Consider the following 23,938-nt stretch of genomic DNA (forward strand, 5'->3'; position numbering starts at 1 on the left):
ACGGCCAACACTGGCTCTCAACTCAAAACAAGGATTCTCATGAAGATCGGCATTCTAGGAGCAGGTTCGATAGGCGCGACACTCGCCCGCAAATTGAGTGGAGCCGGCCATGATGTTAAGGTTGCGAATTCCCGCGGCCCCGAAACCATCAGTTCCGACATTGTGGCATCGGGGGCACGACCAGTAGAGGCAAGCAGCGCTGTCACCGACGTCGATGTCCTCATCACGTCCATGCCGCTCAGCCGGATGCCCGAGGTTAGAACCCTTGTCACCGACCTCCCGGCCAACGCCGTCATCATCGACACGTCCAACTACTACCCCCTGCGTGATGGGCGGGTGGAAGCCTTGGAAGACGGGCAGGTCGAAAGCGTCTGGATTACCGAGCAGCTCGGGCGCCCGGTTGCGAAGGCCTGGAACGCCATCACGGCCGAGTCATTCGAGGCCTATGGAAGAAAAGATGGGGATCCCGAACGGATTGCCATCCCTGTGGCCGCGGATCGCGATCGCGACAAGGCGGTAGCAATGGCCCTCGTCGAGGAGACCGGGTTTGACGCGGTCGACGCCGGATCCCTGGCGGACTCCTGGCGCCAGCAGCCCGGAGCGCCCAGCTACTGCACCGACCTCTCGCGCGAGACGCTACCGGAGGCCCTTGCTGCCGCTGAGAAGGCCCGGCTGCCGCAGCGACGGGACATCGCGCTTGCAGCCATCATGGAGCGGTTCCCGGACTATTCGAAAGTCACTGCGGACTACCTTGTCCGACTGCATCGGGCCATCTACAGCTGAACTCGTGACAAATCACCGTCGGCCGCAGGCCAAGGAGCAGAAGTGAACCTCAAAGAAGATGTAGTCATCATCGGGGCTGCCCGGACTCCCCAGGGCCGGATGATGGGCCAGCTCGCCTCGGTTTCCGCCGTCGAGCTCGGCGGGGTTGCAATCGCTGCCGCTTTGGACAGGGCAGGCATTAGTGCTGATGCTGTTGACGCCGTTGTCATGGGCCATGTGATCCAGGCAGGGGCCGGCCAGAACCCTGCACGGCAGGCAGCGGTAGCCGGGGGGATACCGCTGAGTGCCCACGCCGTCACCGTGAATAAGGTGTGCCTGTCCGGGCTGAGCGCGATCATCGAAGCCAGCCGGCTGCTCCAGCTTGGAGAAGCGGAAGTGGTCATCGCAGGGGGACAGGAATCGATGAGCAATGCCCCGCACCTGCTTCCCGGTTCCCGGGCCGGGCATCTCTACGGGGATGCAGTGCTGACAGACGCCCTTGCCCGCGACGGACTCACCGATGCCTTCGACCAAGAGTCAATGGGCCTCAACACTGATCGTGCCAATGACTTGCTCGGCATCGGGCGGGCCGAGCAGGACAAGGCCGCTGCAGACTCCCACCGGCGGGCAGCAGCGGCCCAAGGTTCAGGGTCCTTCGATACGGAAATAGTTCCGGTCAAAGTGCCGCGTCGCCGGGGAGGACCTGAACTGGCAGGCAGCGACGAGGGCGTCCGGCCGGACAGCAATGAGGAGTCCCTCAGCAAACTTCGTCCGGCGTTTTCCCCCGCGGGTACCGTCACGGCCGGCAACGCCTCACCGCTCACGGATGGCGCTGCCGCCGTCGTCCTGACCACGCGCGGCTATGCGGAAGCCCATGGTTTAGAGATCGTGGCGGTACTAGGGGCCCACGGTCAGATCGCCGGCCCGGACATTCACTGCCGGACAAACCAGCCCAGGCCATCGCCAAGGCGCTCGGAGCCGCAGGTTGGAGCGCGGAGGAGCTGGACTTCGTGGAGATCAACGAAGCGTTCGCTTCCGTGGCGCTCCACTCGGCGGCGCAGCTCGGAATTGGGATGGACAGGGTCAACGTCAACGGCGGTGCCATTGCTCTCGGACACCCCATCGGCGCCTCAGGGGCACGCGTCGTCGTCTCGGCCGTGTACGAACTCCAGCGCCGCGGAAGGGGCAAGGCCGCGGTGGCCCTCTGTGGTGGAGGCGGGCAGGGCGAGGCATTGCTCCTGTCCCTGAGCTGATAGATGACTGGAGTATTTGAGCTCATGAAGGAGGCTGCGTCGAACAACGGCAACACGGAGGACTGGGCCGCCGAACTGCAGCAACTTCGGGTCCTTGTTGCCAAGCAGGAGTTGAACGAGAACATGATCCGCTATTGCCGGGGCATGGACCGCAAGGACCTTGACCTGGTGAAGTCCACCTACTGGCCTGAAGCGACTGAAGATCATGGCATGTTCGTGGGCCTGTCCCATGATTTCTGCGACTGGGTGTATTCCATGCGGCGGGAGTCCGCCCACAAGGCCAGTCACTACGTAACCAACATACTCATTGAATTGAACGGCAACCAGGCCAGGCGTGAAACGGCGTTTATCTACCTGGCCATACCGGCCGACGGCGGTCCTACCGACCTTCTTTTGGGCCGTTACCGGGATCTGTGCGAGCGGCGCCAGGGGGAGTGGAAGGTGCTCGCGAGGACTTGCGTGTGGGACGGGGCGCAAAGACTCGCTCCGGAAGCGGACGTCGCCGAGCTGTTCGGCATTCCGCCCACGTCCAACTTCGGCGACCGCTATCCGCACGACCCGACCTATGCCACGGATTGGGGAAAAGCATCCCCGGTCCAGACTACGAATGCAAAGGAGCATCTTAATGACTAGCGATCAAATCCTCGCTGGAAAGCACGTCCTCATTACCGGCGCCGGCCGCGGACTCGGCGAGGCGTATGCACGCGCAGCCGCAGCGGAAGGCGCCCGGGTGGTTGTCTCCGACATTAATGCTGAAAGCGCAGAGGGAGTGGCGGAATCAATTAACCGCGAGGGCGGCGAAGCATTAGCCGTCGCGGCGGACGTCACCGATTGGGACAGTTGCCAGCGGCTGATCGCTGCTGCGGTGGAGCGCTTCGGGAAGCTGGACGGCCTGGTCAACAACGCCGGCTACCTGGAGACCGTGACTGCCGGGCAGGAGACCCACGAGCACATTCGCCGCCACGTCGACATCAACGTCTGCGGTACTTACTTCATGTCGGTCCACGGTCTCGCAGCCATGGAGGGCAAGGGGTCGATTGTCAACGTGACCTCGGGCGCGGTTGTCGGTCTTCGGATGATGAGTGCCTATGCCGCAGCCAAGGCGGCGATCGCCTCCTTGACCTTCGCTTGGGCCACCGAGTTCGGCGCCGAAGGTGGAGACATCCGGGTCAACGCCATGGCACCCCACGCCGACACACCGATGATGACGGCAGGGACCGAGGCGTACACGAAGTTCTTCGGCGGTAACCCTGTTGCGCCGCCGCCTTCCACGAACGCTCCCGTGGTGCTCTATCTCCTGTCCGACCTCAGCAAGGGAGTCAACGGCCAGGTGGTCCGCTTTGCGAACGGGCATGACCTGATGCTGCTGTCGCACCCCGCCATCGTCGACTCCGCCCTCACCCGCGAGACATGGACGCCCCTTGACGTCAGCGCAGCGTTCGATGATGTGCTGCGCGCCAGAATGCAGCCGTGCGGCCAACTGACGTACATGGACTCCCGCATCACAGAGCCCGAGCTGACGGAGTTTGCAGGAGTCAGCCAGTGAACCAGCGGAACGAACCCGCCAAGCGCACCGTCGACGTCCTGATCGTCGGAGCCGGTCCGGTCGGGCTTTCGGCGGCAATCCTCCTGGGACGGTTCGGCGTCGACACACTCGTGGTCGAGCGACGGACCGAGCGGTCGCGCCACCCCAGGTCCCGGGCGGTCAGTTGCCGCACCATGGAGGTGTTTCGCGAACTCGGCCTCACCGAGGAAGTTCGGGCAGCCGCGCTTCCCGGCGGACCACGCCGCCTGCTCGGAAGCGATGCCGTATCGCCGTGGCGTTCAGTCGTCACCAGCAACGCGCATGCGGATGGACCCGCCGACACCAGCCTCGGTCCGGAGACCCTGGACGTAGTGCTGTGCTCCCAGGACGCGCTCGAGCCCATACTGGTTGACGCGGCGCAGGCCGAGGACAGCGTCACCCTCCAGTTCGGCAAGACGGTGTCGACGGTGAACGACACAGGGGCAGAGGTCCTCGTGTCCGTCACCAGTGACAAGGGCCCCGAACTCGTCGCCGCAAAGTATGTGATCGCAGCCGACGGCGCAGCCAGCCAGGTGCGCACCGCCTTGGGGATCGGGACCACCGGGGATCAGGACCTGCAGACGGCGGTGAGTGTGCTGTTCCGTTCGCCTGTCATCCAGCGGCGCACGGGCGACCCGTCCAGCTTCATCTATCTCGATAATCCGGACACGATCGGGGCTGTGGTGATCGCTCCCGTGGACGCAACCGACCGCGTGGCGATGCTGGGCCGCCCACTGGTCATGGACAGGATGCCCTTCGAAGACATCGACTGGACGACGCAAATACGCGACGCAATCGGGGATCCCGATGAGACGGTGGAGTTGATGGACGCCCGGACCTGGACCGTGGGCGCTTGGGTGGCCGACCGCTACCAGTCCGGCCGGATCCTGCTCGCCGGAGACGCAGTGCACGTCATGCCTCCTTACGGCGGGTTCAACCAGAACACCGGCATCCAGGACGTCCACAACATCGCATGGAAGTTGGCAGCCGTCCTCAAGGGCTGGGCGGATCCTGCCCTCCTGGAGACCTACGAAATGGAGCGGCGGCCAGTCGCAGTGTTCAACATGGCCGAAGCTGTGCGCAACTTCCGATCCATTGTGGGCAACTCCGATGAAGGCCCGCGCTCCTTCCGGCCGGAGAACTTCGTACACCCCGGCCTGGACATCGGATTCCGCTATGACCAGGGAGCGGTTGCCGGAGCCACATCACTCGATGCCGGCTGGCCCGTGGGCACCTTCACCCCGACCGCTGCCGTGGGTGAACGCGCACCGCATGTCTGGCTTAACGCCGAGGCCACTGTCTCCACGCTTGACTTGTTCGGACGTGATCTGACCATCCTCGCTCGTTCCGGTTCGGAGCCTGCACAGGAGGCAGGGCGGCGTGCAGAGATCCACGGCATTCCCCACCGCTCGGTAACGTTCGGGCTCTCCGGGGACTTCATCGCTGCCGAGGCCGCGTGGGCGGCCGCTTACCGTGTCAACGGGGACGAAGCCATCCTTGTACGGCCCGACGGCCACGTACTTGCCCGCCTGGACGGCAACGACCCCGGAGCCGTGGACCGCGCACTGCTTGCCTACGCCGGCCGGACAACAACTCCATGATTCCGGCGGAACTTGACCTGCCGCCGCCGGAAGGTAGGTGACAGGGCTCGACACATCACTATTCCCGGCGCCATTTTTTCAACGTCTACTATTGAGAACTTGCGCCATTTGTATATAAGGTTCATATTACGAGAGTATGGCCAGCGGTCGGACAATTCGCGAGTAGCCGCAACTCATCACTCAATTACAGAAATAAGGAGATTCACGATGGCGTGGATAACGTTTGATGACTACAAGGACAAGTACCAGCACATCAAACTGGAGCGTGATGAAGACGGCATTCTGCTGGTCACGTTCCACACGGATGGCAGTGACGTGGTCTGGGGTGTAGGAGTCCATGATAACGTTTCATCGCTCTGGGATGACATCAGCAGGGACCGGGGGAACCGCGTTGTCATCATTACCGGGGCGGGCGACACCTTCATCGACAAGGAAGCCCCGATTGAAAACAAGAACTGGGTCACACCCGAGATCTGGCTCGGCCTCCATCACGACGCCAAGCGCCTTGTGCTGGGCCACCTCGACATCGAAGTCCCGATGATCGCCGCAGTAAACGGTCCTGCAAGGTACCACAATGAGCAGGCGCTGCTCTGCGACATCGTCATCGCTTCCGAGGATGCCGTATTCGCCGATCATGCGCACTTCTCCCAGGGGAACATTCCCGGCGACGGGATGCAGATTATCTGGCCGCTGGTGATTGGTTTGAACCGCGGCCGGTACTTCCACCTTACCGGCCAGGAGATCACTGCGCAGCAGGCCTACGAATGGGGTGCAGTGAACGAAGTGGTGCCCAAGGATCAGGTAGTCACCCGGGCATACGAGCTCGCACGGATGCTGGCTGCGAAGCCTACGCTGACGCTGCGATCCACCCGGATGCTCATGGTGAACGAGCTCAAGAAGACCATGAATGACGCGGTCAGCCACGGAATGATGACCGAAGGTCTTGTTGCCATGGGCGAAGGCTGGAATCCGACTCCGCTCACCGGACCGGAACTCGCTGCAGGCGTCAAGACGCCCGCCTGACACAAACGGAAGCGCCGACGACTTGAGATGTCGTCGGCGCTTTCTGCTCTTGTTTAACTGCGCTAACCAAGGGCGTTGGATGTTCGCCACGCGAATCGCTGTAAACGACGAAACCGTTCCTGGCAGGAACCAAAGCCCGGCCAGGAACGGTTGCGTCTGGAAGATCTGTCAGGAATAACCGAAGTGGCGGGCCCGCCGGGCCCACTCTGCCGCATCGATTGCTTCCATGATGGGCAGGTAAGCGCCGCCTTCTGCTTCACCCTCGAGCAACTCACCACGCGCCAGGAGGGACAGATTCTCGCGGAAGCCTGCCACGGCCCCGTTCACGGTGTTTATGACCAGCAGCATCTTCACGCCGGCGTCTTCGAGTTCCTGGCGCTCCTCCAGGGTGGGATTCTTCACGGTCACCATGACGTACTTGCCAGGGACGACTGCCGAGAGCTTGGGCAAGTCGAGAAGGGGATAGCCGCACGGATAGAGCATGTCTGCGCCGGCGGCAGAATAAGCAGCCATGCGCTCAGCGAGATTGTCGAAGCCAAAGCGGCTGGCATCCGAGCGGGCAACGATCACCGTGTCCGGGGACGTCCGGGCTTCCACGCAGGCACGGATGATGTTGCTCATCTCCTCGACGCTGCGAAGTTTGAGTTGCGGCTTCCAGCGCTCTCCGCCGTCTTTGGGTGTCCAAAAGTGCTTCGTTGCGGGCACCATGTCTTCGACGAGCAGGGCTGCGACGCCGGCTTGCTCGGCAAGCTGAACGCCGCGGAAGGCTTGGAGAGGTGATCCTCCTGCATCATCGAAGTCGAGAATGAGTGGCAGATCGGTTATTGCCGTGACGCGCCTGCCGGCCTCGATGAGTTCGCCCTGGGAAATAAAGCCGTTATCCGGCACCCCGTAGTGGAAGTTGGAGTAGGTGCCGCCGGCGATGAGCACGACGTCGAAGCCGGCTTGCTCAATCATCTTCGCCGAGAGTGCATCGTAGGCTCCCGGCGCGATGATCATTTTGGAGTCCGCAAGCAGTTCCCGGAGTCTTTGTGCGGGTTTCATGGGCTTTTCCCTTCTTTTCGTCGGAGTTTATGGCTACGACGGGAAAGAGTTTTCGCGGGACGTAGCGGTGTTACTATCGTATCACGCTAACTACATTCACTATTTGAAATGCGCCGACAAGGGAGTCAGCACCGTGTTGCTCTCTCCTCATCAAACGATCCAAAGGAAGACCATGCAACAGACCAAGCCCCAAGAGGCAGTAAGCAACAACACCAATGAACCGAGCGTTCACGTCAGCAACTCCGGAGGAGTTCGCGTCATAACGATCACCCGTCCGCACAAGCGCAACGCGATTGACCGGCCCACCGCCCTCGCGCTTGCGGCCGCGTTCGATGAATTTGATGCCGATGATTCTGCCAGCATCGCCATCCTCACCGGTGCAGGCGGATATTTCTCGGCCGGCGCCGACCTCGTATCGGTTGCAGCAGGGGATGTCCCGGTCATCGACGGACGCGGCTTCGCCGGCATCACCCGCCGGCCGCCGGTGAAACCTGTCATTGCCGCCGTCGAGGGCTACGCCTACGCGGGAGGATTTGAGCTTGCCCTTGCATGCGACTTGATCGTCGCCAGCTCAACGGCGTCGTTTGCCCTGCCCGAGGTAAAACGGGGACTCATCGCAGCCGGCGGCGGGCTGCTCCGCCTGCCGGACCGTATGCCCTATCACATCGCAATGGAACTGGCGCTGCTGGGGGAGCCCATCACTGCGGCACGCCTGGCCGAGCTCGGCCTCATCAACAGGCTGACGGACCCGGGCAAAGCGCTCGACACCGCGCTCGAACTCGCCGGGAAAATCCAGCTCAACGGCCCCGTGGCAATGAAGACCGCCAAGCGCATCATTACGGAGTCGCGGTATGCGGCGGCGGAGGCGCGCTTCGCTGCCCAGGAAGAAATCGTTGCTCCCTTGCGAAGCGGACCGGAAGCACGTGAGGGCGCCCTGGCTTTCGTGGAACGGCGCGACCCGGCATGGGTTGCCGCTGCACAGGCAACGCGGGCCACTGAAGCACCGTAATCAGGATTCTGGCATGGCTTCCTACGTCATTGGCGTCCTATGCCGTGTCGCTCAAGGTCCGCCGGCTCTTAGCGTTATCTCAGAACAAACGTCGGATGATCACTGACCTCATCGGACAACCGGTGGGCCTCCCGAACTTCTACGGGGCGCCCGTGGCTCCCGGAAGGCCCGACCGCATCGCCGCGGACGACGCCTCGATAGCCGCGGGACCACCGTTCAGCACAAAAAATGAAAGGCCAAGGCAACGATGCCCGAAAACCACCAGAAATTGCACTTCGGACCGGCGCGTACAGAACTGCACGTAGGCGTTGATCTCGACCGGATGCGCCGTGAACGCGCTGACCGTATGCGGGCACTGATGCGGTCGAAGGGCATACCGGCGCTGCTGCTCACCGGCGCGGACAATGTGCGTTATCTGACGGGTTTTTGGTGGGGGGAATTCTCGCTCCAGGTCGGCTACGCACTGTTCTTCGCAGACGACGAACCAATCGTGTTCGCGCCGGCGGGATCACTCCAGCAAATGCCCGACCAGGCTCCCTGGATCAAGCACTGGCGCCCAGCCATCTCCTGGCTTGGCGGTGTGGCGCCCAGTTCTGCCATTGCCGAACTGTCAGCTGTTTTCGCGGCACAGATTCGCGATGAGCTCGCCGCACGTTCCCTCGCGGGCGAGCGTCTCGCAGTCAGCGAAATCGATGAGCCAGGCATGAATGCGCTGGCCGATGCCGGAATCGAGACCATCCCCGGGCTCCCGCTGTTGCTCGAATGCTCAACGATCAAGACAGCTGACGAAATTTCCTGTATCTCGATGGCAGCGAGCTTGAGCACTGCAGGCTTCGAGGCGACACGGGCCGCGTTGCGGCCCGGAACCAAGCAGGCCCAGATTGCCTTGATGGCCCGCCGCGCCATCGAAGATGCCGGCGCGGAAGTGGGAGCTGCCCGTCTGCTCTCCGGTCCACTGTCATTCCCCCGGGGGATCAGCGGCGGAGACCGCATCGTTGAGCATGGCGATCTCGCGTACCTGCTCACCTGCGGAACTTCCTACATGGGGTACACGGCGTGCCTCTACCGCCAGTACGTCGTCGGCCGCGCTCCCACCTCAGCCGAGCGCTCCTCCTACACAAAGCTTACGGACCGCCTGGATCTGGCGATGTCGCTCATGAAACCAGGCGCCAGCACGGCTGACGTGGCCGCCGTACTTGCACCCGCGGAAGACCTCGGCTTTCCGTCCGAGGCGGAATGCTTCAGCATCGAACTCGGACACGGGATCGGCCTCGTCAACGCAGGATCGCGGGCAATCCACTACAACCCGCCGACTATCACGCGCTCGTGGTCACTTGCCCATCCTGAGGAGATCAAAGAAGGCATGGTCATTGCCATCGAAGGGATCGAAGGGGAGCACCGGGTGGGAGGTGTACGTCTCGAGAACCTCGTTGTCGTCACGGCCAACGGTGCGGAACTGCTTGACCACTACCCGCGCCTCGACATGGTCCAAACCGCCGGGTGAGCATCCCAGCCGATGTGGAAGCAACACAGCGAAGGTTGCCATGAAGCTCATAGTTGAAAAGCATGTCCCTATCAAAATGCGCGACGGCGTTACTCTCTCCGGAGATGTGTATCGGCCAAGTGAGGGGGAACCCCGCTCCACAGTGCTGATACGGACGCCTTACTGCAAAGATGACCCAGCACATGCCAACACGTGGATTAACGTTTTGCGCGCCGTGGAGTGCGGATGGGTGGTGGTGGTTCAGGACGTACGGGGACGGTTCCGGAGCGAAGGCCAGTTCGTGCCTTTTGTGAATGAAGCCGACGATGGTGTGGACACTATCCAATGGGTACGTGAACAGTCATGGTCCGACGGCAACGTGGGTATGGTGGGCGGCTCGTACGTAGGTCTCAGCCAATGGTTGGCGGCGGCGAGGAACCCTGAAGGCCTCATTGGCATCGTTCCCGCTGTGACCGCTGACGACGTCCATTCCGGCTGGCTTTATGAGGATGACAACGTCGTGTTGGGATTCCTTGCACACTGGGTATCAGTTCTCCTGGCGAGCAGCGGAATCGATGAGGAAAGCCGGCCGCGGATCGCAGCCTTGGAGCGGAACGTCGCAGAGGGGCGCATCCGCACCTTCCACCAACTGCTCGAGGAGGCCGGTGATTTCGCGCCCTATCTGCAGGACTGGCGGGATAGAAGCCGTTCCCTGGTGGATCCCGAGCTGGCCGGGCGGGTTGAAGTGCCAGCTTTCGTCATCGGAGGATGGTTCGACATTTTCCTTCCGGGAACGGTAGCCAGTTTTGTCCGCCGGGAGGCCGCCGGCACGAGGAACGCCCATGATCGACTCCTGATAGGACCTTGGGCGCATGGCCTGATGGGCGGCTGGTTCCCGGCCCGCTCGTTCGGGCCGGCATCTTCGTTCGACAGCCTTGACCCGACGTCGCTCCAACTTGGTTGGCTGGAGGAAGTGCGTGATGGCCGCAACCACTCTAAGCATCCTGTGACTGTTTTCTCCATGGGAGCTGATGAATGGCGGTGCTTCTCAAGCTGGCCGCCTGAGGGCGCCGAGCGGGTGCAACTTCGACTGCGCCCCAGCAACACAGAGGATCCCACGGCCATCATGGCTGCCCTGACGGCGTCGTCAGTGGATTCCCCCGTCCCGACGATCGGAGGGCGGACATTTTTCCCCGGCTACAAAGTGGGTGCGAACTCAGGTCCGCGCTTGTTGGAGGCATTGCATGCCCATAAGGACGTGCACGCCTTCGTTTCGGAGCCACTGGATGACGATATCGAAATCATGGGCACTGTTATTTGCCGGTTCACGGTGACCGCAGTTGGCCCGACACCGGTCGTCGTCAAGCTGGCAACGCTCGACAGTACAGGTGCCCCTGAGTTGCTGTGCGAGGGATCGTCGTACAGCAGGACGGGCGATGGAAACGCGGAGTCAATCAGCGTGAATTTGGGTTCCACTTCGGTTCGCGTGGCGAAAGGCATGCGTTTGTGCGCCTACCTTGCCACGTCGGATTTCCCCCGCTTGGAGGACGGGCCCCGGACATCCTTGAACGTTTGTGCGGAGGAGGGGCCCGTACTGGAACTTGACGTATTAGGGCTGGGGTGAGTCGCCTTCTTCGTCGTCCAGGCGGCGGGCTTCCATCATGGCATCGAGGCACTGCTGGAAGTGCTCCTCGTTGGTAAAGCGATGAAGCGGGACCGTAATCGACAATGCGGTGCGGGGGCGCTGCGATCCTTCGAAGATTGGAACTGCCATGCCACAGACGCCCAGGACGTATTCCTGGTGGTCCAGTGCGTAACCACGTGACCTGGTCAACTCAAGATCGGCCAGGAATTCAGGAAGGGTGGTGATCGTGTGTTCGGTTCGTCTGGTGAGTTCACCATCGACGGAGCGGACCCGTTCCATTTGTGAATCCGGACCGAAGGCGAGGAGTGCCTTCCCGGAGGCGCGTGCATGGATGTCGCCGGAAACACCGACCCGCAGGTCGGCCACCCTGACGGCGTGGCTGCCTTCCTCCACGGCAACCACGGTGACGGTGCCTCCCTGCCATGCGGACAAGTAGGCGCTTTCGCCAGTCGCTTCAACCACCATTTTCAGGAGACGGAGTGCCAGCGGAGAGGGACGCCAGTCCTCTTCCACCCGCGAACTTAGATCCAGAATTTTCCCGGCAGCGAGCTTGTAGGTGCGCTCGTTACGTTCCAGGTAACCGGCATGTACAAGTGTCGCCAGCAAATGCGACGTCGTCGCAATGTGCAGGTTGACTGCGCTCGCGATCGACTGAGCCCGCATCGGCTCCTTCGACGCCGCAACGACATCAACGATGTTGAGCGCACGGGCAACCGACTGGACCAAGTCCTTCGGTGCTTCGGTGTCGGTGGACGTTTTAGCGGCTGTCTTAGCTGTACTTGCCATGCGGAAATCATACGCACATGGCGAAAGAAGGGCCACAAGGCCACGACAAGGGTCCCTGCCCGCAGGGGCAGCAGTTTATCCGTTGACAGCAGCCAGAAGGGTAGCGTAGTTATTACATTATGAAAGCAACTATCACAACGAGAGAGTTCGGGGATGGTGGCAACGGTGCCACGCCCGGCGCCGCGAAGGACCTTGGAGGCCTCCCGGAGGTCCATTCCGCAGGTCCTGTTCCAATCGGAAGCGTGGGACAGGTGGGGATCCTCGTGTCGGACCTCGACGAGGCCATCGACTTGTACGGACGCGCCTTCGGCATCGAAGAGTGGAATTGTTACCACTACGACCAGGAGTTCATGCCCTGGTCGCGCTTTGGCGCCGAGGAAGGTGCTTTCGCGATGCGCCTCGCCATGGGCGGTTCCAATCCGCAGATTGAACTCATCCAGCCCTTGGCCGGCCCAAGCATCTACCACGAGTTCACCGAGCAGGGCCGCACCGGCCTCCACCACCTGGGTGTATTCGTGGACAACCTGGATGCGGCGATCGCGCTTATGGAGGGAGCCGGCTACCGGGTTACCCAAACAGCGCGCGGTTATGGCCAGGGCGGCGATGGCGGATTCGCCTACTTTGACACCGACCGTGATCTCGGCGTGGTGGTCGAGGCAATAGAAATTCCGGCTACCCGAAGGCCGGCGACCGTGCGACGGACTGGAGGAATGTAAATGTTGGAGAACAAGGCTGTTTTGAGCCCCGTGCGCATCGATAACCCGTTGAAGGCAGAGAGTGTAGCTGTGGTTGGTCCCTCCCGGGATCCCTGGAAGACCTCAGGGCGGACACTCGATTACCTATCCCGCCTCGGATTCGAGGGGCGGTACTACGCGGTCAGCAGCGTGCACAAGGAAGTGCTCGGTGTACCCACGGTGGAGACGCTCTCCGACCTCCCCGAGGTGCCCGACGTCGCCGTCCTCGTGGGGCCCGCCGACAGGGTCATCGAGGATCTGCGCGAATGCGTCGCGCTTGGCGTCCCCTTCGCGGTCGCGTTCGCCGCCGGCTTCGGTGAAACAGGCCGGCATGACCGCGACGAGCTGCTCCGTGCGGAATTGGCTAAGGGCACCACCCGACTCATCGGCCCTAACTGCATCGGCTTCATGCACGTTGGCCGGTCACTGACCGCAACCTTCTCATCTGTCCTGCAACGCGGCGCAATTCCGGCCGGTCACGTGGCGATGTTCAGCCAGAGCGGCGGACTGGGAAACGCGCTCATGCAGTCCCTCGCCGCACGCGGCGCCAGCGGATTGAGCGCCTGGGCCAGCTCCGGGAACGAGATTTCGACGGGCTTTACCGACTGGGCGCAGTGGCTGGGCGCTGATCCGGACACGCATGTCCTCACCTGCATCGTCGAGAGCTTCAGCGCAAACGATGATCTCGAGGCCGCTGCAACCGCTGCGGGGGATCGCGGTGTCCCGGTCATCATCCTGAAGCTGGGTCGGTCCACCCGCGGCGCGATGAGCGCCCAGTCCCATACCGGCAAACTCGCAGGCAGCGGCCGCGTCGCTCTAAGCGTCCTCCGCCACCGTTTCGGAATGGTGTGCACCTCGCCGGAGCAGCTCCTTGACCTGACCGAGACCTTCGACGTCTTCCACGGGCGGCTCTCCGGCCGCGACCAGGAGTTGACCGTAGTCACCACCTCCGGCGCCCAGGTAGGGCTTTGGAACGACCTGGCCGACGACCGCGGCCTGGCGTTCCGCGATCTTGAACCGGAAGCGCTCCACTCAATAGGCGAGGCGGTGGGCAGCAATCACCTCGGCAATCCCATCGACGTCGGAGTACAGTCCACAACTGCTGACTACCTGCGCATCGTTGAGCGGGTTCTCGCCACGACGTCCGGCGGATGGGTCATCGTGACGGCGACCCGGCTTGCGCACGACTTCGATGAGCTGGCGGCCGGTCTCGCCGCTATGACCATCCCGGCGGGAGTACGTGTCATGGTGGTCCCCCTGTCCGAGGACGACCGGGTCACTGCTGCCCAGGCAGGAGTCCTGCGCAAGGCGGGAGTCCTGTCCCTCCCCACAGCCGGGCGGGCATTGGATGCCGTCGCGGCCGCATCCTCCTGGGCGCAGGTCCAACGCACCCGTGCCAATCGCGGCGAGCTGGTAGGGGCGGCGCTCAAGGCGGTAACAACGGGCGGGACGTGCAACCTGACCTGGCGCGAGGTGGCCGAATCCCTGGCCAAGTCCGGCGTTCCTGTACCGGCAAGCCGCGCCGTCCGTGATGTCGACGGCGTCGTCCGGGCTGCCGAGGAAATCGGCTTCCCGGTAGCGATCAAAATCGATGATGCCGAGATCCTTCACAAGGCCGACGCCGGAGGCGTCTTCATAGGCGTCAATGACTCCGACAGCGCGCGCGCGGCAGCCTCCCAGCTCACATCCATCCAGGGGGAGGCCGCGACGATCTCCGTCCAGGCGATGGCCCCAGGGAAGACCGAAGTCCTCGTGGGGCTCCGGCGCGATCCCGAGTTCGGTCCAGTCCTCGTCATCGGGGCGGGGGGAGGCATGACTGAGGCGATTGACGATATCAGTATCCTTCCGCTGCCAGTGTCCCGGCCGGAGGTCCGCCAAGCTATCTCTGACGCGCGCGTGGTGGCCACCAGCCTTCGCGGGGAAGCCGGCGGGAAGACCCTCGACGCGCTCACCGCTACGGTGATGGACATTCTTGCGTGGGCGGAACAGCAAGGAAACATCCACGAGTTCGAGTTCAATCCGATCCTTGCGGACCCGGCAACATCAACCGTCACGGTGGTCGACGCTGTTGTATCGGTCCCCAGCGCCTCGTCAGGACCAACACCATGACCGCCGCCACCACGGGCGTACCGGCAAAGCAGATTACCGATGAAGACGTCGCCTACATGAAGAGCTTCATCGGTGAGTCCGCCGTTGTTGTGCAATGGAACGAGGAGGCCAGCACCGACTCAATCCGCCACTACGCATGGGGGATCGGTGACGAGAACCCGCTGTGGCTGTCGGATTCGTACGGGCAGACAACGCGTTACGGCAGCCGGATCGCACCCCCTACATTCCTCTACTCCGTGTGCGACGCCGAAGTCGCGATGGGGATGTCGGAGGGCATCCAGGCTATCCACCTCGGTGCCGACCTCGACTTCCGACGACCGATCCGCTTGGGCGAGCGGGTCCGCGCCCGAGCCTTCGTGGAGGACGTCCGTGAACGCGTGGGCCGCCGCTCCGGCCGCCTGGTGGAGCAGGTGGGGCGCACCGATTACTTCGTCGGCGAGGAACTTGTGGGGATCGTCCGCAATACGATCGTCTGCGTGGCTCGAAGTTCCGAGGGCCAGCGGATGCACGAACCGCGCGACCCCCATGTCTACACGGACGAGGAGAAGGAACAGATCCGGGCCGCGATCCTGGCTGAGGAGATCCGCGGTCAGCGCACGCGCTTTGCCGAGACGGTGTCCGTCGGTGACGTTATACCGCAGGTAGTCAAGGGGCCGCTCGACCTCATCACCATGACCGCCTACTATGCCGGAGCGATCGGTACCGCCGGCTACCGCGGCGTCGAGACCCGCGTGCGCCAACAGGAGCGGGTGAGGAACGGGGACCCAAGCGCGCCGACGAACCTCGGTCCCGAGCACTTCCTCTCCGAGCCCTTCCCAAGCCTGGGGCACCAGGACGCCGCCATGGCGCACGCCATCGGCATGCCGGGAGCGTACGACAACGGCAATCAGCGCGTCTCGTGGATGGCACACTGCGTGACCAACTGGATGGGGGACGACGCGGATCTCGTATCGCTTTCGGTGCGCATCAAACAGCCCGGTGTCTTCGGTGACACCCAGTGGATCGGAGGCGAGGTCACCCGCGTGTTCCGGGACGAGGCCCACGGAGCGTGCGCTGAGGTCACGATGAAGGCCATCAATCAACTGGGTGTGGAGACCACGAGTGCCGTGGCGGTCGTCTCGCTGGCCGAGACCCGGAGCAGTTGACCCACGTCCGGTCGAAGCGTGAATAGCTGACGCATTTTCCCGCCTTATTGGCGTCCATTGCCATGCCGGTCAGGACCCGGCGGCTCTTAGCGTTATTTGTGAACAAAGATCGGCGAAGTAGCCGACGCACTGACATCAAAGGAGATCCGGTGGGCTTTTCAAAAGTACAGAACCAGGATGGGTTGTTCCATCCAACGAGTGGTGACGCCCAGTGACCAGTGAAGACGCGCGTCCAGGGAGCGAAGCCATGTCAAACAACCACCTCCAGAACCCCGCGGGTGAGACTGAGGAATATTCCGTCGTCGTCATCGGCGCGGGCATGGGGGGCATCTACGCCCTCCACCGGTTCGCCGACCTGGGACACGACGTTCACGGCTTCGAAGGAGCAGACGGCGTCGGGGGCGTCTGGTATCACAACGCCTACCCGGGCGCCCGCGTGGACTTGGAGAGCCACAGCTACGCCTTCATGTTTGATCCCGAGTTGTACGCGGGATGGGACTGGAGCGAGCGATATGCCGCACAACCCGAAATCCTGCGGTACTTGAACTACGTGGCGGACCGCCTCGATGTGCGCCGCAACCTCTCACTAAGCACCTGGGTGACGTCCGCCGATTGGCAGCCCCAGGAGAACAAGTACCTCATCAAGACCAATACCGGCCGAACGGTTTGGGCTCGCTATCTGGTGATGGCGACAGGACAGCTCTCCAAGCCGCGGAAGCCGGACTTCCCGGGACTCGACGATTTCGAGGGGGAGTGGTATCAAACCGCACATTGGCCTCAAACCCCCGTTGAGATTGCCGGCAAGCGCGTGGCCCTCATTGGAACGGGGTCTTCGGGTGTGCAGGCTGCTACGGAAATGGCCAAAACAGCCGCGCAACTCTACGTCCTGCAGCGGACCCCGAACTACTCGATCCCCGCACACAATGGACCGGCGGACAGGAGGAAGAAGGCCCGCCTCAACAAGAAGGTTCTGCAACTGCGTGACGAGTCATATAACTCCCCGGTCGGTTATGTTATGCAGGGCTTTGCGGGCAAGGCTTCCGACTTCTCGGAAGAACAGCAGCAGCAGATTCTCGAGTCCAGATGGGCCTTCGGGGGCCAGACCCTGCTCGGAACTTTCTCCGATCAGGGGACGAACATCGATGTCAACAACGTCGTCGCAGAGTTCGTCCGCGGCAAGATCCGCGACATGATCGACGATCCCGAGACCGCCGAGAAGCTCATGCCTACCTCCTACCCGATTGGCATCCGTCGGCTCTGCATTGATACCGGGTATTACCCGATCTTCAATCAAAGCAATGTCAGTCTCGTGGACTTGAGAAGTGATCCGATCGAGCGCATCACCAAGACGGGGATTAAGACCCGGAACAATGAGTACGAGGTTGACCTGATCGTCTTTGCCCTCGGCTTCGAGGCCTTTACGGGCGCCCTCGACCAGGCCAACGTCCGCAACGAGCACGGCCAGCAGCCGAGCGACCGGTGGAAGCATAAGCCGCAGACCCATCTGGGGGTGATGACGCATGGATTCCCGAACCTGTTTATGCTTACCGGTGCGCAAAGCCCGAGTGTGCTCGCAAACTTCTTCGTGGGGAACAACCAACACGTTGATTTGGTGGCCGACATCATTGCGCAGGCCGAAAAGAAGGGCGCAGTCCGCATCGAGGCCAGCCTTGAGGCAGAGCGGGAGTGGGGCGATCACTGCAATGAGATTGCGGCGCCGCTCTTGCGCCGTGCCGTGGACAACTACATGGTCCATGTCAACAAGTACGACGGCTCGCGCTATTTCATTCCGTATGCGGGTGGCTTCGACAAGTACGTCAAAAAGGTTCAAGAAGTTGTCGCCGACGACTACCGCGGCTTTGTGTTCACAAAGGCTTTTGCACCTGGTAATTCAGGACAAAGCACGAACGAAAACCGAAGCCTTGACGCGGTCCTCACGGCAAAGTAGATAGACAGCCATCGGGCTCCCCGGAAGCCGGACTGGTCATCCAGTTCAGGCTTGCGGGGAGCCTTCTTATTCCCGCCCTCTGGTTGCCGACATGCGGCGCAAGGGCTTTTGCCGGCCCCGCGAGAGGACACACTTTTGGCGCGGTTTCATTCCTTGTTGGCGCCGATGGCCATCCCGGTGCAGCCCCACCCGCACTTAGCGTTGATTGTGGGCGAAGTCAGCAAGAAGGCTACGCACTGAGATCAAAGGAGATCCCGTGAGCTTCCCCGGACGTGAAGGAATAGCAATGAGCAACGTACTCGAAGGCAAGACCGCAATAATCACCGGTGCCGGCTCAGGCATGGGTTTGGCAACTGCCCGCCTTTTTCATCAGCAGGGCGCAAACATCGTCTTGGCGGACTTCTCGGGGGCCCAGGAGAAAACGGCTGTGGAGCTCGGAGACCGAACGGTGCCGATCCAAGCTGACATTTCAAAAGCTGGAGACGCGAAAGCAATGGTTGATCTGGCAATTAGCGAGTTCGGTGGCCTCGACATTCTTTGCAATATTGCAGGGGCAAATGCTCCCATGGTGCAGCACCATGAGGCGCTGGAGTCGGACTTCGACAAGATGATTAACGTAAATCTCCGGGGCGCTTTCCTCACAATGAAGTATGCAATTCCCGCCATGCTCGAGCAGGGCGGGGGATCGATCGTCAACGTGGCCTCGGCTGCAGCCTTGATGGGGACGCCTCTCTACGGCGGTTACAGCGCAGCCAAGACCGGCCTCCTCGGGCTGACCCGCACCATCGCCCTCGAATACGCGGAGCGGAATATCCGCGCAAACTCCATCTGCCCTGGCCCCATAAGGACTCCAATGATGGAAGAAGCTCTGGCGGAAAACCCTGCCGCCGCCGACTATCTCATCAATATGGTTCCGGCACGTCGCGTCGGAACCGCAGAAGAAGTAGCCAATGCCGTCCTGTTCCTCGCCAGTGAGCAGTCTTCGTACATCACCGGCGTCGCACTGCCTATCGATGGCGGCCAGACGGCCGCGTAACTGCCCAGACGTATTCGGCCCGGGAATGGTCAAAGAGCGATAGTTCCCACACGGGCACCGAGAGGAAGAAAACCCATGACCCAAAAATTTATGACCCGGCCGAAGGTCAGCGCATTCGGCAACGACCCTTTGCTGGTGAGAAGCACGTTCGCACAGTTTCCGTCAGGAGTGGCGGTGCTCGCGGTCGAATCCGGCGACGAGAAGCATGCACTCGTCGCGTCATCGTTCATGGTTGGCGTGTCGCTCGAACCGTGCCTCGTCGCGGTAGCTGTGCAGAAGTCGTCGGAGACATGGGAGCAGATCAAGGATGCGGCTTCACTTGGGGTTTCGATCTTTGGCAAGGGGCAGGGACATCTGACCCGCAAGCTCGCAGGCAAGGACCGTGCTGCACGTTTTGAGCAGGTGGCTATCGACGTCGGTGAGGACGGGGCAGTGTTCATAGAAGATGCGGCGTTGTGGCTCGAGTGCTCGGTCCACGAAGTTTCAGAGGCCGGCGATCACTGGATGGCGCTGCTTGAGGTGAAGAAGCTCGGAGTGGGCGAAAACGAGCCGCTCATTTGGCACGGCGCCAAGTTCCGCGAGCTCGTCAACGCTCAGTCGATCGACGTCGTGTAGCAGACAGAGCGGTTGCTGTGCGTTGGAATGACAATATGAGCGTCGTTGATGCGGCGTCCGGCGGGAGGTTTCCCTCGCGCGCTGCGCATGACATCCCAGCGGACCGGACCGTGATAGCGGCCGTCATCCAGTGGCGGGACAAGATTGCACTGTTCAGAAGAAGCGGAAATCTTGGCCACGACAGAGGCCTTTGGCACTGCATTACCGGATTTATGGAAGCCGGGGCCACGCCTGAACAGCAGACCCTTGAAGAGTTGTTTGAAGAAGCCGGTCTGCAAACCAAAGACCTCCTGGGACTCCTGCCGGGACCGGACTTGGTGGTGGCTGACGGCTTGGGCAATCCGTGGCTCATCCATACCTTCACTGCCTTGACGTCCCGACGGCGGCTGAAGATCAATTGGGAAAACGATGCCTACCGGTGGACCGCTCCGCACAAGGCCAAGCGTTTCACTAACCGCGTGGACTGGCTGGACAACGTACTCGATGCGACCGGTCATGTCCCGCGTACCGTTCCGGCACCTGAACCCGGGGCATCCCCGGGATGGATCCTGCGTGCCGCTCCAGGTCAGGAGGCCTGACGATCCCCGTGGTTGAAGTGGGCAGCCTCCTGGAGGATCAGTTTCAGCAGGCCGGGGAAGCGCACTTCCAGGTCATCGCTGCGCAGCCGGCTCATGCGGCGGACACCTACGTCATGCTGATGGATCACGCCAGCCTCACGCAACACCCGAAAGTGGCGGGTCCCGGCAGACTTTGTCACTGGCAGGGCAAAGTCGGTGCACGGGATGTCCTCGTTGCTGCCAGCCAGCTTGATGACGATCCCCAGCCGCACCGGGTCAGTCACGGCAGCCATCAGGCGGAACAGGTCCAGTTCACTTACGTCAGGGTGCGTGAGGGGGGTGGAAGTTCGGCTGGCCATGTGCCCAGTCTATCGCCAAAACCGCCTATGTTTACGCTGACGCGAACATAGGATACGTTTAACGCCAGGCCCACCCACCAGTGCGTGCCATCAACGGGCCGTAGCTTTCAGGTTCCCGCCCCATCCACGACTCTCGACTGAGGAAACAAAAAATGCCCACCCTTGGAATCATTGGCACCGGGAACATCGGTGCTGCCATCGCTCGTCTCGCCGTAAGTGCCGGCATCCCCGTAGTGCTGTCCAATTCCCGCGGCCCGGAGACTCTTGCCAGCCTCGTCTCAGAGTTGGGTCCCCTGGCTTCCGCAGGCACCATCGAGCAGTCGGCGGCGGCCGGAGACATAGTTGTGTTGTCCGTGCCGCTGACCGCGCACACTGCTATTCCTGCGTCCCTGCTTGAAGGCAAGGCGGTGCTCGACACCACAAACTACTACCCGTTCCGGGACGGAAGGGTTGCAGAGCTCGACGAGGAAAGGGTGACTACTAGCGAGCTCCTGCTACGGCACTTTCAAGGAGCCGGCCTGACGAAGGCCTTTAACAACATCCTCGCGCACCACATCCCCCAGCTGGCGCGCCCCTCTGGCGCCCCCGATCGTACCGCCCTGCCCGTGGCTGGCGATGACGCTTCCGCCAAGACCAAGGTCATGAGCCTTATCGAGCAACTGGGCTTCGATGCAGTGGACGCCGGTCCGTTGGCTGAGAGCTGGCGTTTCGAGCCGGAAGCCCGTGCCTACACCAAGCTTTACCTGGCGGACCCCGCAACCCCGGACGACCGCATGCTCGAAGCTCCCGCCGCGCCGGTGCCCGCTGAACGGCTGCGTGACGCACTGAAGCGCGCCGAACCGGTTCGGGTTGCCGCGCGCACCTTCTAGGAACCATTCCACGCCTGCTGGCCTGAGTGGCACGCCTTTGACGGCGGCACTAAGGTCAGCGGCGCATGCGGGTTCTTACACGGTGCCGACGGAGGCCGTCCCGGTAGCGGGCGCGCCTGACGCAGTTTCCCAACTGCATGGCGCCCAAGATGCTATCCGTCCAGCAACGCCTGCTTTTAGCGTAGTTTCTCACGAGGGCCGCAAAGAAGCTGCCTGGCGTTTGGAATAGAAAGTCTGGATACATGTCCCTCACAGATGCTCAACTGACTGAGTTGTATGACAAACAAGCCCTCCATGACAACCTCATGTTGTATGCGAGGGGCGCCGACCGGCACGACCGCGAGCTGATGAAATCCACATATTGGCCTGATTCATTCGATAATCACGGCGGCTATGTCGGAAACGGCCAGGAGTGGGCTGATGCAGCCATGACCTGGCACGACAAGATCCACAGCTGCAGCCACCACATCTCCAACGTCCTGTCCGAGATCGACGGCAACCGGGCCAAGCGCGAAAGCACGTTCATCTGCGTGGTCCCGTTCAAGGACCCCGAGGTGACAATGTTCCAGGCCGGCCGCTACCGCGACTTGTGCGAAAAGCGCGACGGCGTGTGGAAAATCCTTCACCGCACCTGCATCTGGGACTGGATCGACGTCCGGCCCGTCAACTCGGACTGGGACATCGTGGGCGTCCCCCGCGTCTCGCACTGGGGAGCCTGGCATCCCGAGGACCCGATCTACAAGGACTGGGTCGACAGCCCGCCGACCGAATTCTCGCGGTAGCCCTGCACCTGCTCAGCTGGCTTTCCATGAACCACCTAAAAGCGCCTGCCGGTCCTCTACTGGGCCGGCAGGCGCTTTGGCGTTTGCGGTTTTAGTTGGCGTAGGGGTCGGCGATGCCGATGTATTGGGTGGTGGTGTATTCGGCGATGCCCTCTGATCCGCCTTCGCGGCCGAGGCCGGATTGCTTGACGCCGCCGAAGGGTGCCGCGGCGTTGGAGATGACGCCGGCGTTAAACCCAACCATGCCGAATTCAATCTGTTCTGCCACACGCAGGAGACGGTTGAAGTCGCGGCTGTACAGGTAGGAGGCGAGGCCGTATTCGCTGGCGTTGGCCAGCCGGACGGCGTCCTCTTCCGTTGTGAAGGTGGTGACGGGGGCGACGGGTCCGAAGATTTCCTGGCCCAGGATCGCAGCATCGTTGGGCACGCCTCCGAGGACCGTGGGCTGGTAGAAGTAGCCGGGACCATCCACGGGTGCGCCGCCGGTGACGGCTGTTGCTCCGGCGTCGACGGCGGCACTCACCAGTGCGTGCACGTCGTCCCTGGCGCCGGCGTCGATCAGCGGGCCCACCTGGGTGGCGGGGTCGGTGCCGCGGCCGGTGGCCAGCGCGCCCATCGCCGCGGCGAACTTGGCCGTGAATTCGGTTGCGACGGATTCGTGGACGAGGAAACGGTTGGCGGCGGTGCAGGCTTCACCCATGTTCCGCATCTTCGCCGCCATCGCCCCTTCGACGGCTTTGTCGAGGTCCGCGTCCTCGAAGACGATGAAGGGGGCGTTCCCGCCGAGTTCCATCGAGGTGCGGAGCACGTTCTGGGCGGCGTCGGCCATCAGCCGCTTGCCGACCGGGGTGGAGCCGGTGAAGCTCACCTTCCGGAGGCGGGAGTCCTTCAGCAGCGGCCCGGAAATTCCCGACGCGGAGGAGGAGGCGACGACGTTGAGGACGCCGGCGGGCAGGCCGGCGTCGAGCATGGTCTGCGCGAAGTACTGCGCCGTCAGCGGGGTGAGTTTGGCGGGTTTGAGGACCATGGTGCAGCCCGCCGCGACGGCGGGAGCGACTTTGCGGGTGGCCATCGCGAGCGGGAAATTCCAGGGGGTGATGAGCAGGCATGGACCCACCGGTTTGTGCTGGACCAGGATCTTGTTTTTGCCCTCGGGGGTGGTGAGGTAGCGGCCGTAGTCGCGGACGGTTTCCTCGGAGAACCAGCGCAGGAACTCTGCCCCATAGGTGACTTCGCCGCGGGCTTCGGCCAGGGGCTTGCCCATTTCCAGGGTCATCAGCAGGGCAAAGTCCTCGGCCCGTTCGGTAACCAGGTCAAAAGCCCGGCGCAGGATCTCCGACCGCACCCGGGGTGCGGTCCGCGCCCACGAAGCCTGGACGGCATCCGCGGCATCCAACGCTGCAATCGCGTCATCGCTTGTGGCGGAAGCGAGGATGGCGAGTACCTCACCGGTGGCGGGGTCGTGCACGTCAAACGTGCCGCCGTCGGACGCGTCCCGCCACTCGCCGTTGATCAGCAGGCCGGTCGGAACGGAAGCGAGCAGGCTAGCCTCCCGCTCGGGAGAAATGGCAGGGAACATTGTGGAAACAGTCATAAAGGGAAGTCCTTAACAGT

Annotated in this window: 21 protein-coding genes and 1 pseudogene; 18 read left to right on the forward strand and 4 right to left on the reverse strand. The window is 62.4% G+C overall.

Features of this window, described 5'->3' with window-relative positions; genetic code table 11:
* Positions 1 to 39 precede the first annotated feature (39 nt).
* From ABIA70_RS10740 to ABIA70_RS10765, 6 genes and pseudogenes are all read left to right on the forward strand, one after another.
* Positions 40 to 783, forward strand: coding sequence for an NADPH-dependent F420 reductase (locus tag ABIA70_RS10740; protein WP_354147568.1), 744 nt, complete (start codon positions 40 to 42; stop codon positions 781 to 783).
* A 99-nt stretch (positions 784 to 882) separates the two neighbouring features.
* Positions 883 to 2,015: pseudogene (locus ABIA70_RS10745) on the forward strand (acetyl-CoA C-acyltransferase).
* A gap of 3 nt (positions 2,016 to 2,018) precedes the next feature.
* Positions 2,019 to 2,648: a nuclear transport factor 2 family protein gene (locus ABIA70_RS10750; protein WP_354147569.1), complete on the forward strand. Its 630-nt coding sequence runs from the start codon at positions 2,019 to 2,021 to the stop codon at positions 2,646 to 2,648.
* On the forward strand, positions 2,641 to 3,561 hold the full coding sequence (locus ABIA70_RS10755; protein WP_311261666.1) for an SDR family NAD(P)-dependent oxidoreductase: 921 nt from the start codon (positions 2,641 to 2,643) through the stop codon (positions 3,559 to 3,561). The genes ABIA70_RS10750 and ABIA70_RS10755 overlap by 8 nt, the downstream gene beginning before the upstream one ends.
* Entirely contained in the window at positions 3,558 to 5,180 is a 1,623-nt protein-coding gene (locus tag ABIA70_RS10760) for an FAD-dependent monooxygenase (RefSeq protein WP_354147570.1), read from the forward strand. The genes ABIA70_RS10755 and ABIA70_RS10760 overlap by 4 nt, the downstream gene beginning before the upstream one ends.
* Before the next feature lie 207 nt (positions 5,181 to 5,387).
* The gene (locus tag ABIA70_RS10765; protein ID WP_104187857.1) at positions 5,388 to 6,203 is read left to right on the forward strand and encodes an enoyl-CoA hydratase/isomerase family protein; all 816 of its coding nucleotides are present in this window, start codon (positions 5,388 to 5,390) and stop codon (positions 6,201 to 6,203) included.
* A 168-nt stretch (positions 6,204 to 6,371) separates the two neighbouring features.
* On the opposite strand, the gene ABIA70_RS10770 is transcribed toward ABIA70_RS10765, so the two are convergent.
* Positions 6,372 to 7,247: an isocitrate lyase/PEP mutase family protein gene (locus tag ABIA70_RS10770; RefSeq protein WP_354147571.1), complete on the reverse strand. Its 876-nt coding sequence runs from the start codon at positions 7,245 to 7,247 to the stop codon at positions 6,372 to 6,374.
* Positions 7,248 to 7,419: 172 nt separating this feature from the next.
* Between ABIA70_RS10770 and ABIA70_RS10775 the strand changes: the two genes are divergently transcribed.
* The 3 genes from ABIA70_RS10775 (at position 7,420) to ABIA70_RS10785 (ending at position 11,363) form a co-directional block, all read left to right on the forward strand.
* Positions 7,420 to 8,256, forward strand: a complete 837-nt coding sequence (locus ABIA70_RS10775; RefSeq protein ID WP_104997695.1) for a crotonase/enoyl-CoA hydratase family protein — start codon at positions 7,420 to 7,422, stop codon at positions 8,254 to 8,256.
* A gap of 247 nt (positions 8,257 to 8,503) precedes the next feature.
* Positions 8,504 to 9,760, forward strand: a complete 1,257-nt coding sequence (locus ABIA70_RS10780; protein ID WP_104997696.1) for a M24 family metallopeptidase — start codon at positions 8,504 to 8,506, stop codon at positions 9,758 to 9,760.
* A gap of 76 nt (positions 9,761 to 9,836) precedes the next feature.
* Positions 9,837 to 11,363 (forward strand): CocE/NonD family hydrolase, encoded by a 1,527-nt coding sequence (locus ABIA70_RS10785; RefSeq protein WP_354147812.1) that lies wholly within the window; start codon positions 9,837 to 9,839, stop codon positions 11,361 to 11,363.
* On the opposite strand, the gene ABIA70_RS10790 is transcribed toward ABIA70_RS10785, so the two are convergent.
* Positions 11,349 to 12,170: an IclR family transcriptional regulator gene (locus ABIA70_RS10790; RefSeq protein WP_354147572.1), complete on the reverse strand. Its 822-nt coding sequence runs from the start codon at positions 12,168 to 12,170 to the stop codon at positions 11,349 to 11,351. The genes ABIA70_RS10785 and ABIA70_RS10790 overlap by 15 nt on opposite strands.
* A gap of 119 nt (positions 12,171 to 12,289) precedes the next feature.
* Between ABIA70_RS10790 and ABIA70_RS10795 the strand changes: the two genes are divergently transcribed.
* The 7 genes from ABIA70_RS10795 to ABIA70_RS10825 all read left to right on the forward strand — a co-directional run bounded on the left by ABIA70_RS10795 (position 12,290) and on the right by ABIA70_RS10825 (position 20,335).
* Positions 12,290 to 12,886 (forward strand): VOC family protein, encoded by a 597-nt coding sequence (locus ABIA70_RS10795; RefSeq protein ID WP_354147573.1) that lies wholly within the window; start codon positions 12,290 to 12,292, stop codon positions 12,884 to 12,886.
* A complete protein-coding gene (locus ABIA70_RS10800; RefSeq protein WP_354147574.1) occupies positions 12,887 to 15,013 on the forward strand; it encodes an acetate--CoA ligase family protein in 2,127 nt (708 codons plus the stop codon).
* On the forward strand, positions 15,010 to 16,158 hold the full coding sequence (locus ABIA70_RS10805; RefSeq protein ID WP_354147575.1) for an FAS1-like dehydratase domain-containing protein: 1,149 nt from the start codon (positions 15,010 to 15,012) through the stop codon (positions 16,156 to 16,158). The genes ABIA70_RS10800 and ABIA70_RS10805 overlap by 4 nt, the downstream gene beginning before the upstream one ends.
* A 211-nt stretch (positions 16,159 to 16,369) precedes the next feature.
* Positions 16,370 to 18,106, forward strand: a complete 1,737-nt coding sequence (locus tag ABIA70_RS10810; RefSeq protein ID WP_354147576.1) for a flavin-containing monooxygenase — start codon at positions 16,370 to 16,372, stop codon at positions 18,104 to 18,106.
* A gap of 286 nt (positions 18,107 to 18,392) precedes the next feature.
* A complete protein-coding gene (locus ABIA70_RS10815) occupies positions 18,393 to 19,142 on the forward strand; it encodes an SDR family NAD(P)-dependent oxidoreductase (protein WP_104997703.1) in 750 nt (249 codons plus the stop codon).
* Positions 19,143 to 19,217: 75 nt separating this feature from the next.
* The gene (locus tag ABIA70_RS10820) at positions 19,218 to 19,757 is read left to right on the forward strand and encodes a flavin reductase family protein (protein WP_104997704.1); all 540 of its coding nucleotides are present in this window, start codon (positions 19,218 to 19,220) and stop codon (positions 19,755 to 19,757) included.
* A 35-nt stretch (positions 19,758 to 19,792) separates the two neighbouring features.
* Positions 19,793 to 20,335, forward strand: a complete 543-nt coding sequence (locus ABIA70_RS10825; RefSeq protein ID WP_104997705.1) for an NUDIX domain-containing protein — start codon at positions 19,793 to 19,795, stop codon at positions 20,333 to 20,335.
* Here the strand turns inward: ABIA70_RS10825 and ABIA70_RS10830 are convergent.
* A complete protein-coding gene (locus tag ABIA70_RS10830; RefSeq protein WP_104997706.1) occupies positions 20,323 to 20,673 on the reverse strand; it encodes an ArsR/SmtB family transcription factor in 351 nt (116 codons plus the stop codon). The genes ABIA70_RS10825 and ABIA70_RS10830 overlap by 13 nt on opposite strands.
* A 152-nt stretch (positions 20,674 to 20,825) precedes the next feature.
* Between ABIA70_RS10830 and ABIA70_RS10835 the strand changes: the two genes are divergently transcribed.
* Positions 20,826 to 21,542 carry an NADPH-dependent F420 reductase gene (locus tag ABIA70_RS10835; protein ID WP_354147577.1) on the forward strand — a complete coding sequence of 239 codons (717 nt, stop codon included), beginning with the start codon at positions 20,826 to 20,828 and terminating at the stop codon, positions 21,540 to 21,542.
* A gap of 242 nt (positions 21,543 to 21,784) precedes the next feature.
* A complete protein-coding gene (locus tag ABIA70_RS10840; protein ID WP_104997708.1) occupies positions 21,785 to 22,324 on the forward strand; it encodes a nuclear transport factor 2 family protein in 540 nt (179 codons plus the stop codon).
* A 91-nt stretch (positions 22,325 to 22,415) separates the two neighbouring features.
* Here ABIA70_RS10840 and ABIA70_RS10845 read toward each other — a convergent pair whose 3' ends face one another.
* Positions 22,416 to 23,918 (reverse strand): NAD-dependent succinate-semialdehyde dehydrogenase, encoded by a 1,503-nt coding sequence (locus ABIA70_RS10845; protein ID WP_157238373.1) that lies wholly within the window; start codon positions 23,916 to 23,918, stop codon positions 22,416 to 22,418.
* Positions 23,919 to 23,938: the final 20 nt, after the last annotated feature.

The organism is Arthrobacter sp. 754 (assembly GCF_040548695.1).
Lineage (GTDB): Bacteria > Actinomycetota > Actinomycetes > Actinomycetales > Micrococcaceae > Arthrobacter.

Excerpts from the sequence above, each read along its gene's own strand:
- ABIA70_RS10825 (WP_104997705.1), top strand. The coding sequence starts at position 19,793 with ATGAGCGTCGTTGATGCGGCGTCCGGCGGGAGGTTTCCCTCGCGCGCT.
- ABIA70_RS10770 (WP_354147571.1), bottom strand. The coding sequence starts at position 7,247 with ATGAAACCCGCACAAAGACTCCGGGAACTGCTTGCGGACTCCAAAATG.
- ABIA70_RS10840 (WP_104997708.1), top strand. The coding sequence starts at position 21,785 with ATGTCCCTCACAGATGCTCAACTGACTGAGTTGTATGACAAACAAGCC.
- ABIA70_RS10740 (WP_354147568.1), top strand. The coding sequence starts at position 40 with ATGAAGATCGGCATTCTAGGAGCAGGTTCGATAGGCGCGACACTCGCC.
- ABIA70_RS10815 (WP_104997703.1), top strand. The coding sequence starts at position 18,393 with ATGAGCAACGTACTCGAAGGCAAGACCGCAATAATCACCGGTGCCGGC.
- ABIA70_RS10750 (WP_354147569.1), top strand. The coding sequence starts at position 2,019 with ATGACTGGAGTATTTGAGCTCATGAAGGAGGCTGCGTCGAACAACGGC.
- ABIA70_RS10805 (WP_354147575.1), top strand. The coding sequence starts at position 15,010 with ATGACCGCCGCCACCACGGGCGTACCGGCAAAGCAGATTACCGATGAA.
- ABIA70_RS10755 (WP_311261666.1), top strand. The coding sequence starts at position 2,641 with ATGACTAGCGATCAAATCCTCGCTGGAAAGCACGTCCTCATTACCGGC.
- ABIA70_RS10765 (WP_104187857.1), top strand. The coding sequence starts at position 5,388 with ATGGCGTGGATAACGTTTGATGACTACAAGGACAAGTACCAGCACATC.
- ABIA70_RS10785 (WP_354147812.1), top strand. The coding sequence starts at position 9,837 with ATGCGCGACGGCGTTACTCTCTCCGGAGATGTGTATCGGCCAAGTGAG.
- ABIA70_RS10795 (WP_354147573.1), top strand. The coding sequence starts at position 12,290 with ATGAAAGCAACTATCACAACGAGAGAGTTCGGGGATGGTGGCAACGGT.
- ABIA70_RS10830 (WP_104997706.1), bottom strand. The coding sequence starts at position 20,673 with ATGGCCAGCCGAACTTCCACCCCCCTCACGCACCCTGACGTAAGTGAA.
- ABIA70_RS10835 (WP_354147577.1), top strand. The coding sequence starts at position 20,826 with ATGCCCACCCTTGGAATCATTGGCACCGGGAACATCGGTGCTGCCATC.
- ABIA70_RS10780 (WP_104997696.1), top strand. The coding sequence starts at position 8,504 with ATGCCCGAAAACCACCAGAAATTGCACTTCGGACCGGCGCGTACAGAA.
- ABIA70_RS10845 (WP_157238373.1), bottom strand. The coding sequence starts at position 23,918 with ATGACTGTTTCCACAATGTTCCCTGCCATTTCTCCCGAGCGGGAGGCT.
- ABIA70_RS10800 (WP_354147574.1), top strand. The coding sequence starts at position 12,887 with ATGTTGGAGAACAAGGCTGTTTTGAGCCCCGTGCGCATCGATAACCCG.
- ABIA70_RS10820 (WP_104997704.1), top strand. The coding sequence starts at position 19,218 with ATGACCCAAAAATTTATGACCCGGCCGAAGGTCAGCGCATTCGGCAAC.
- ABIA70_RS10775 (WP_104997695.1), top strand. The coding sequence starts at position 7,420 with ATGCAACAGACCAAGCCCCAAGAGGCAGTAAGCAACAACACCAATGAA.
- ABIA70_RS10790 (WP_354147572.1), bottom strand. The coding sequence starts at position 12,170 with ATGGCAAGTACAGCTAAGACAGCCGCTAAAACGTCCACCGACACCGAA.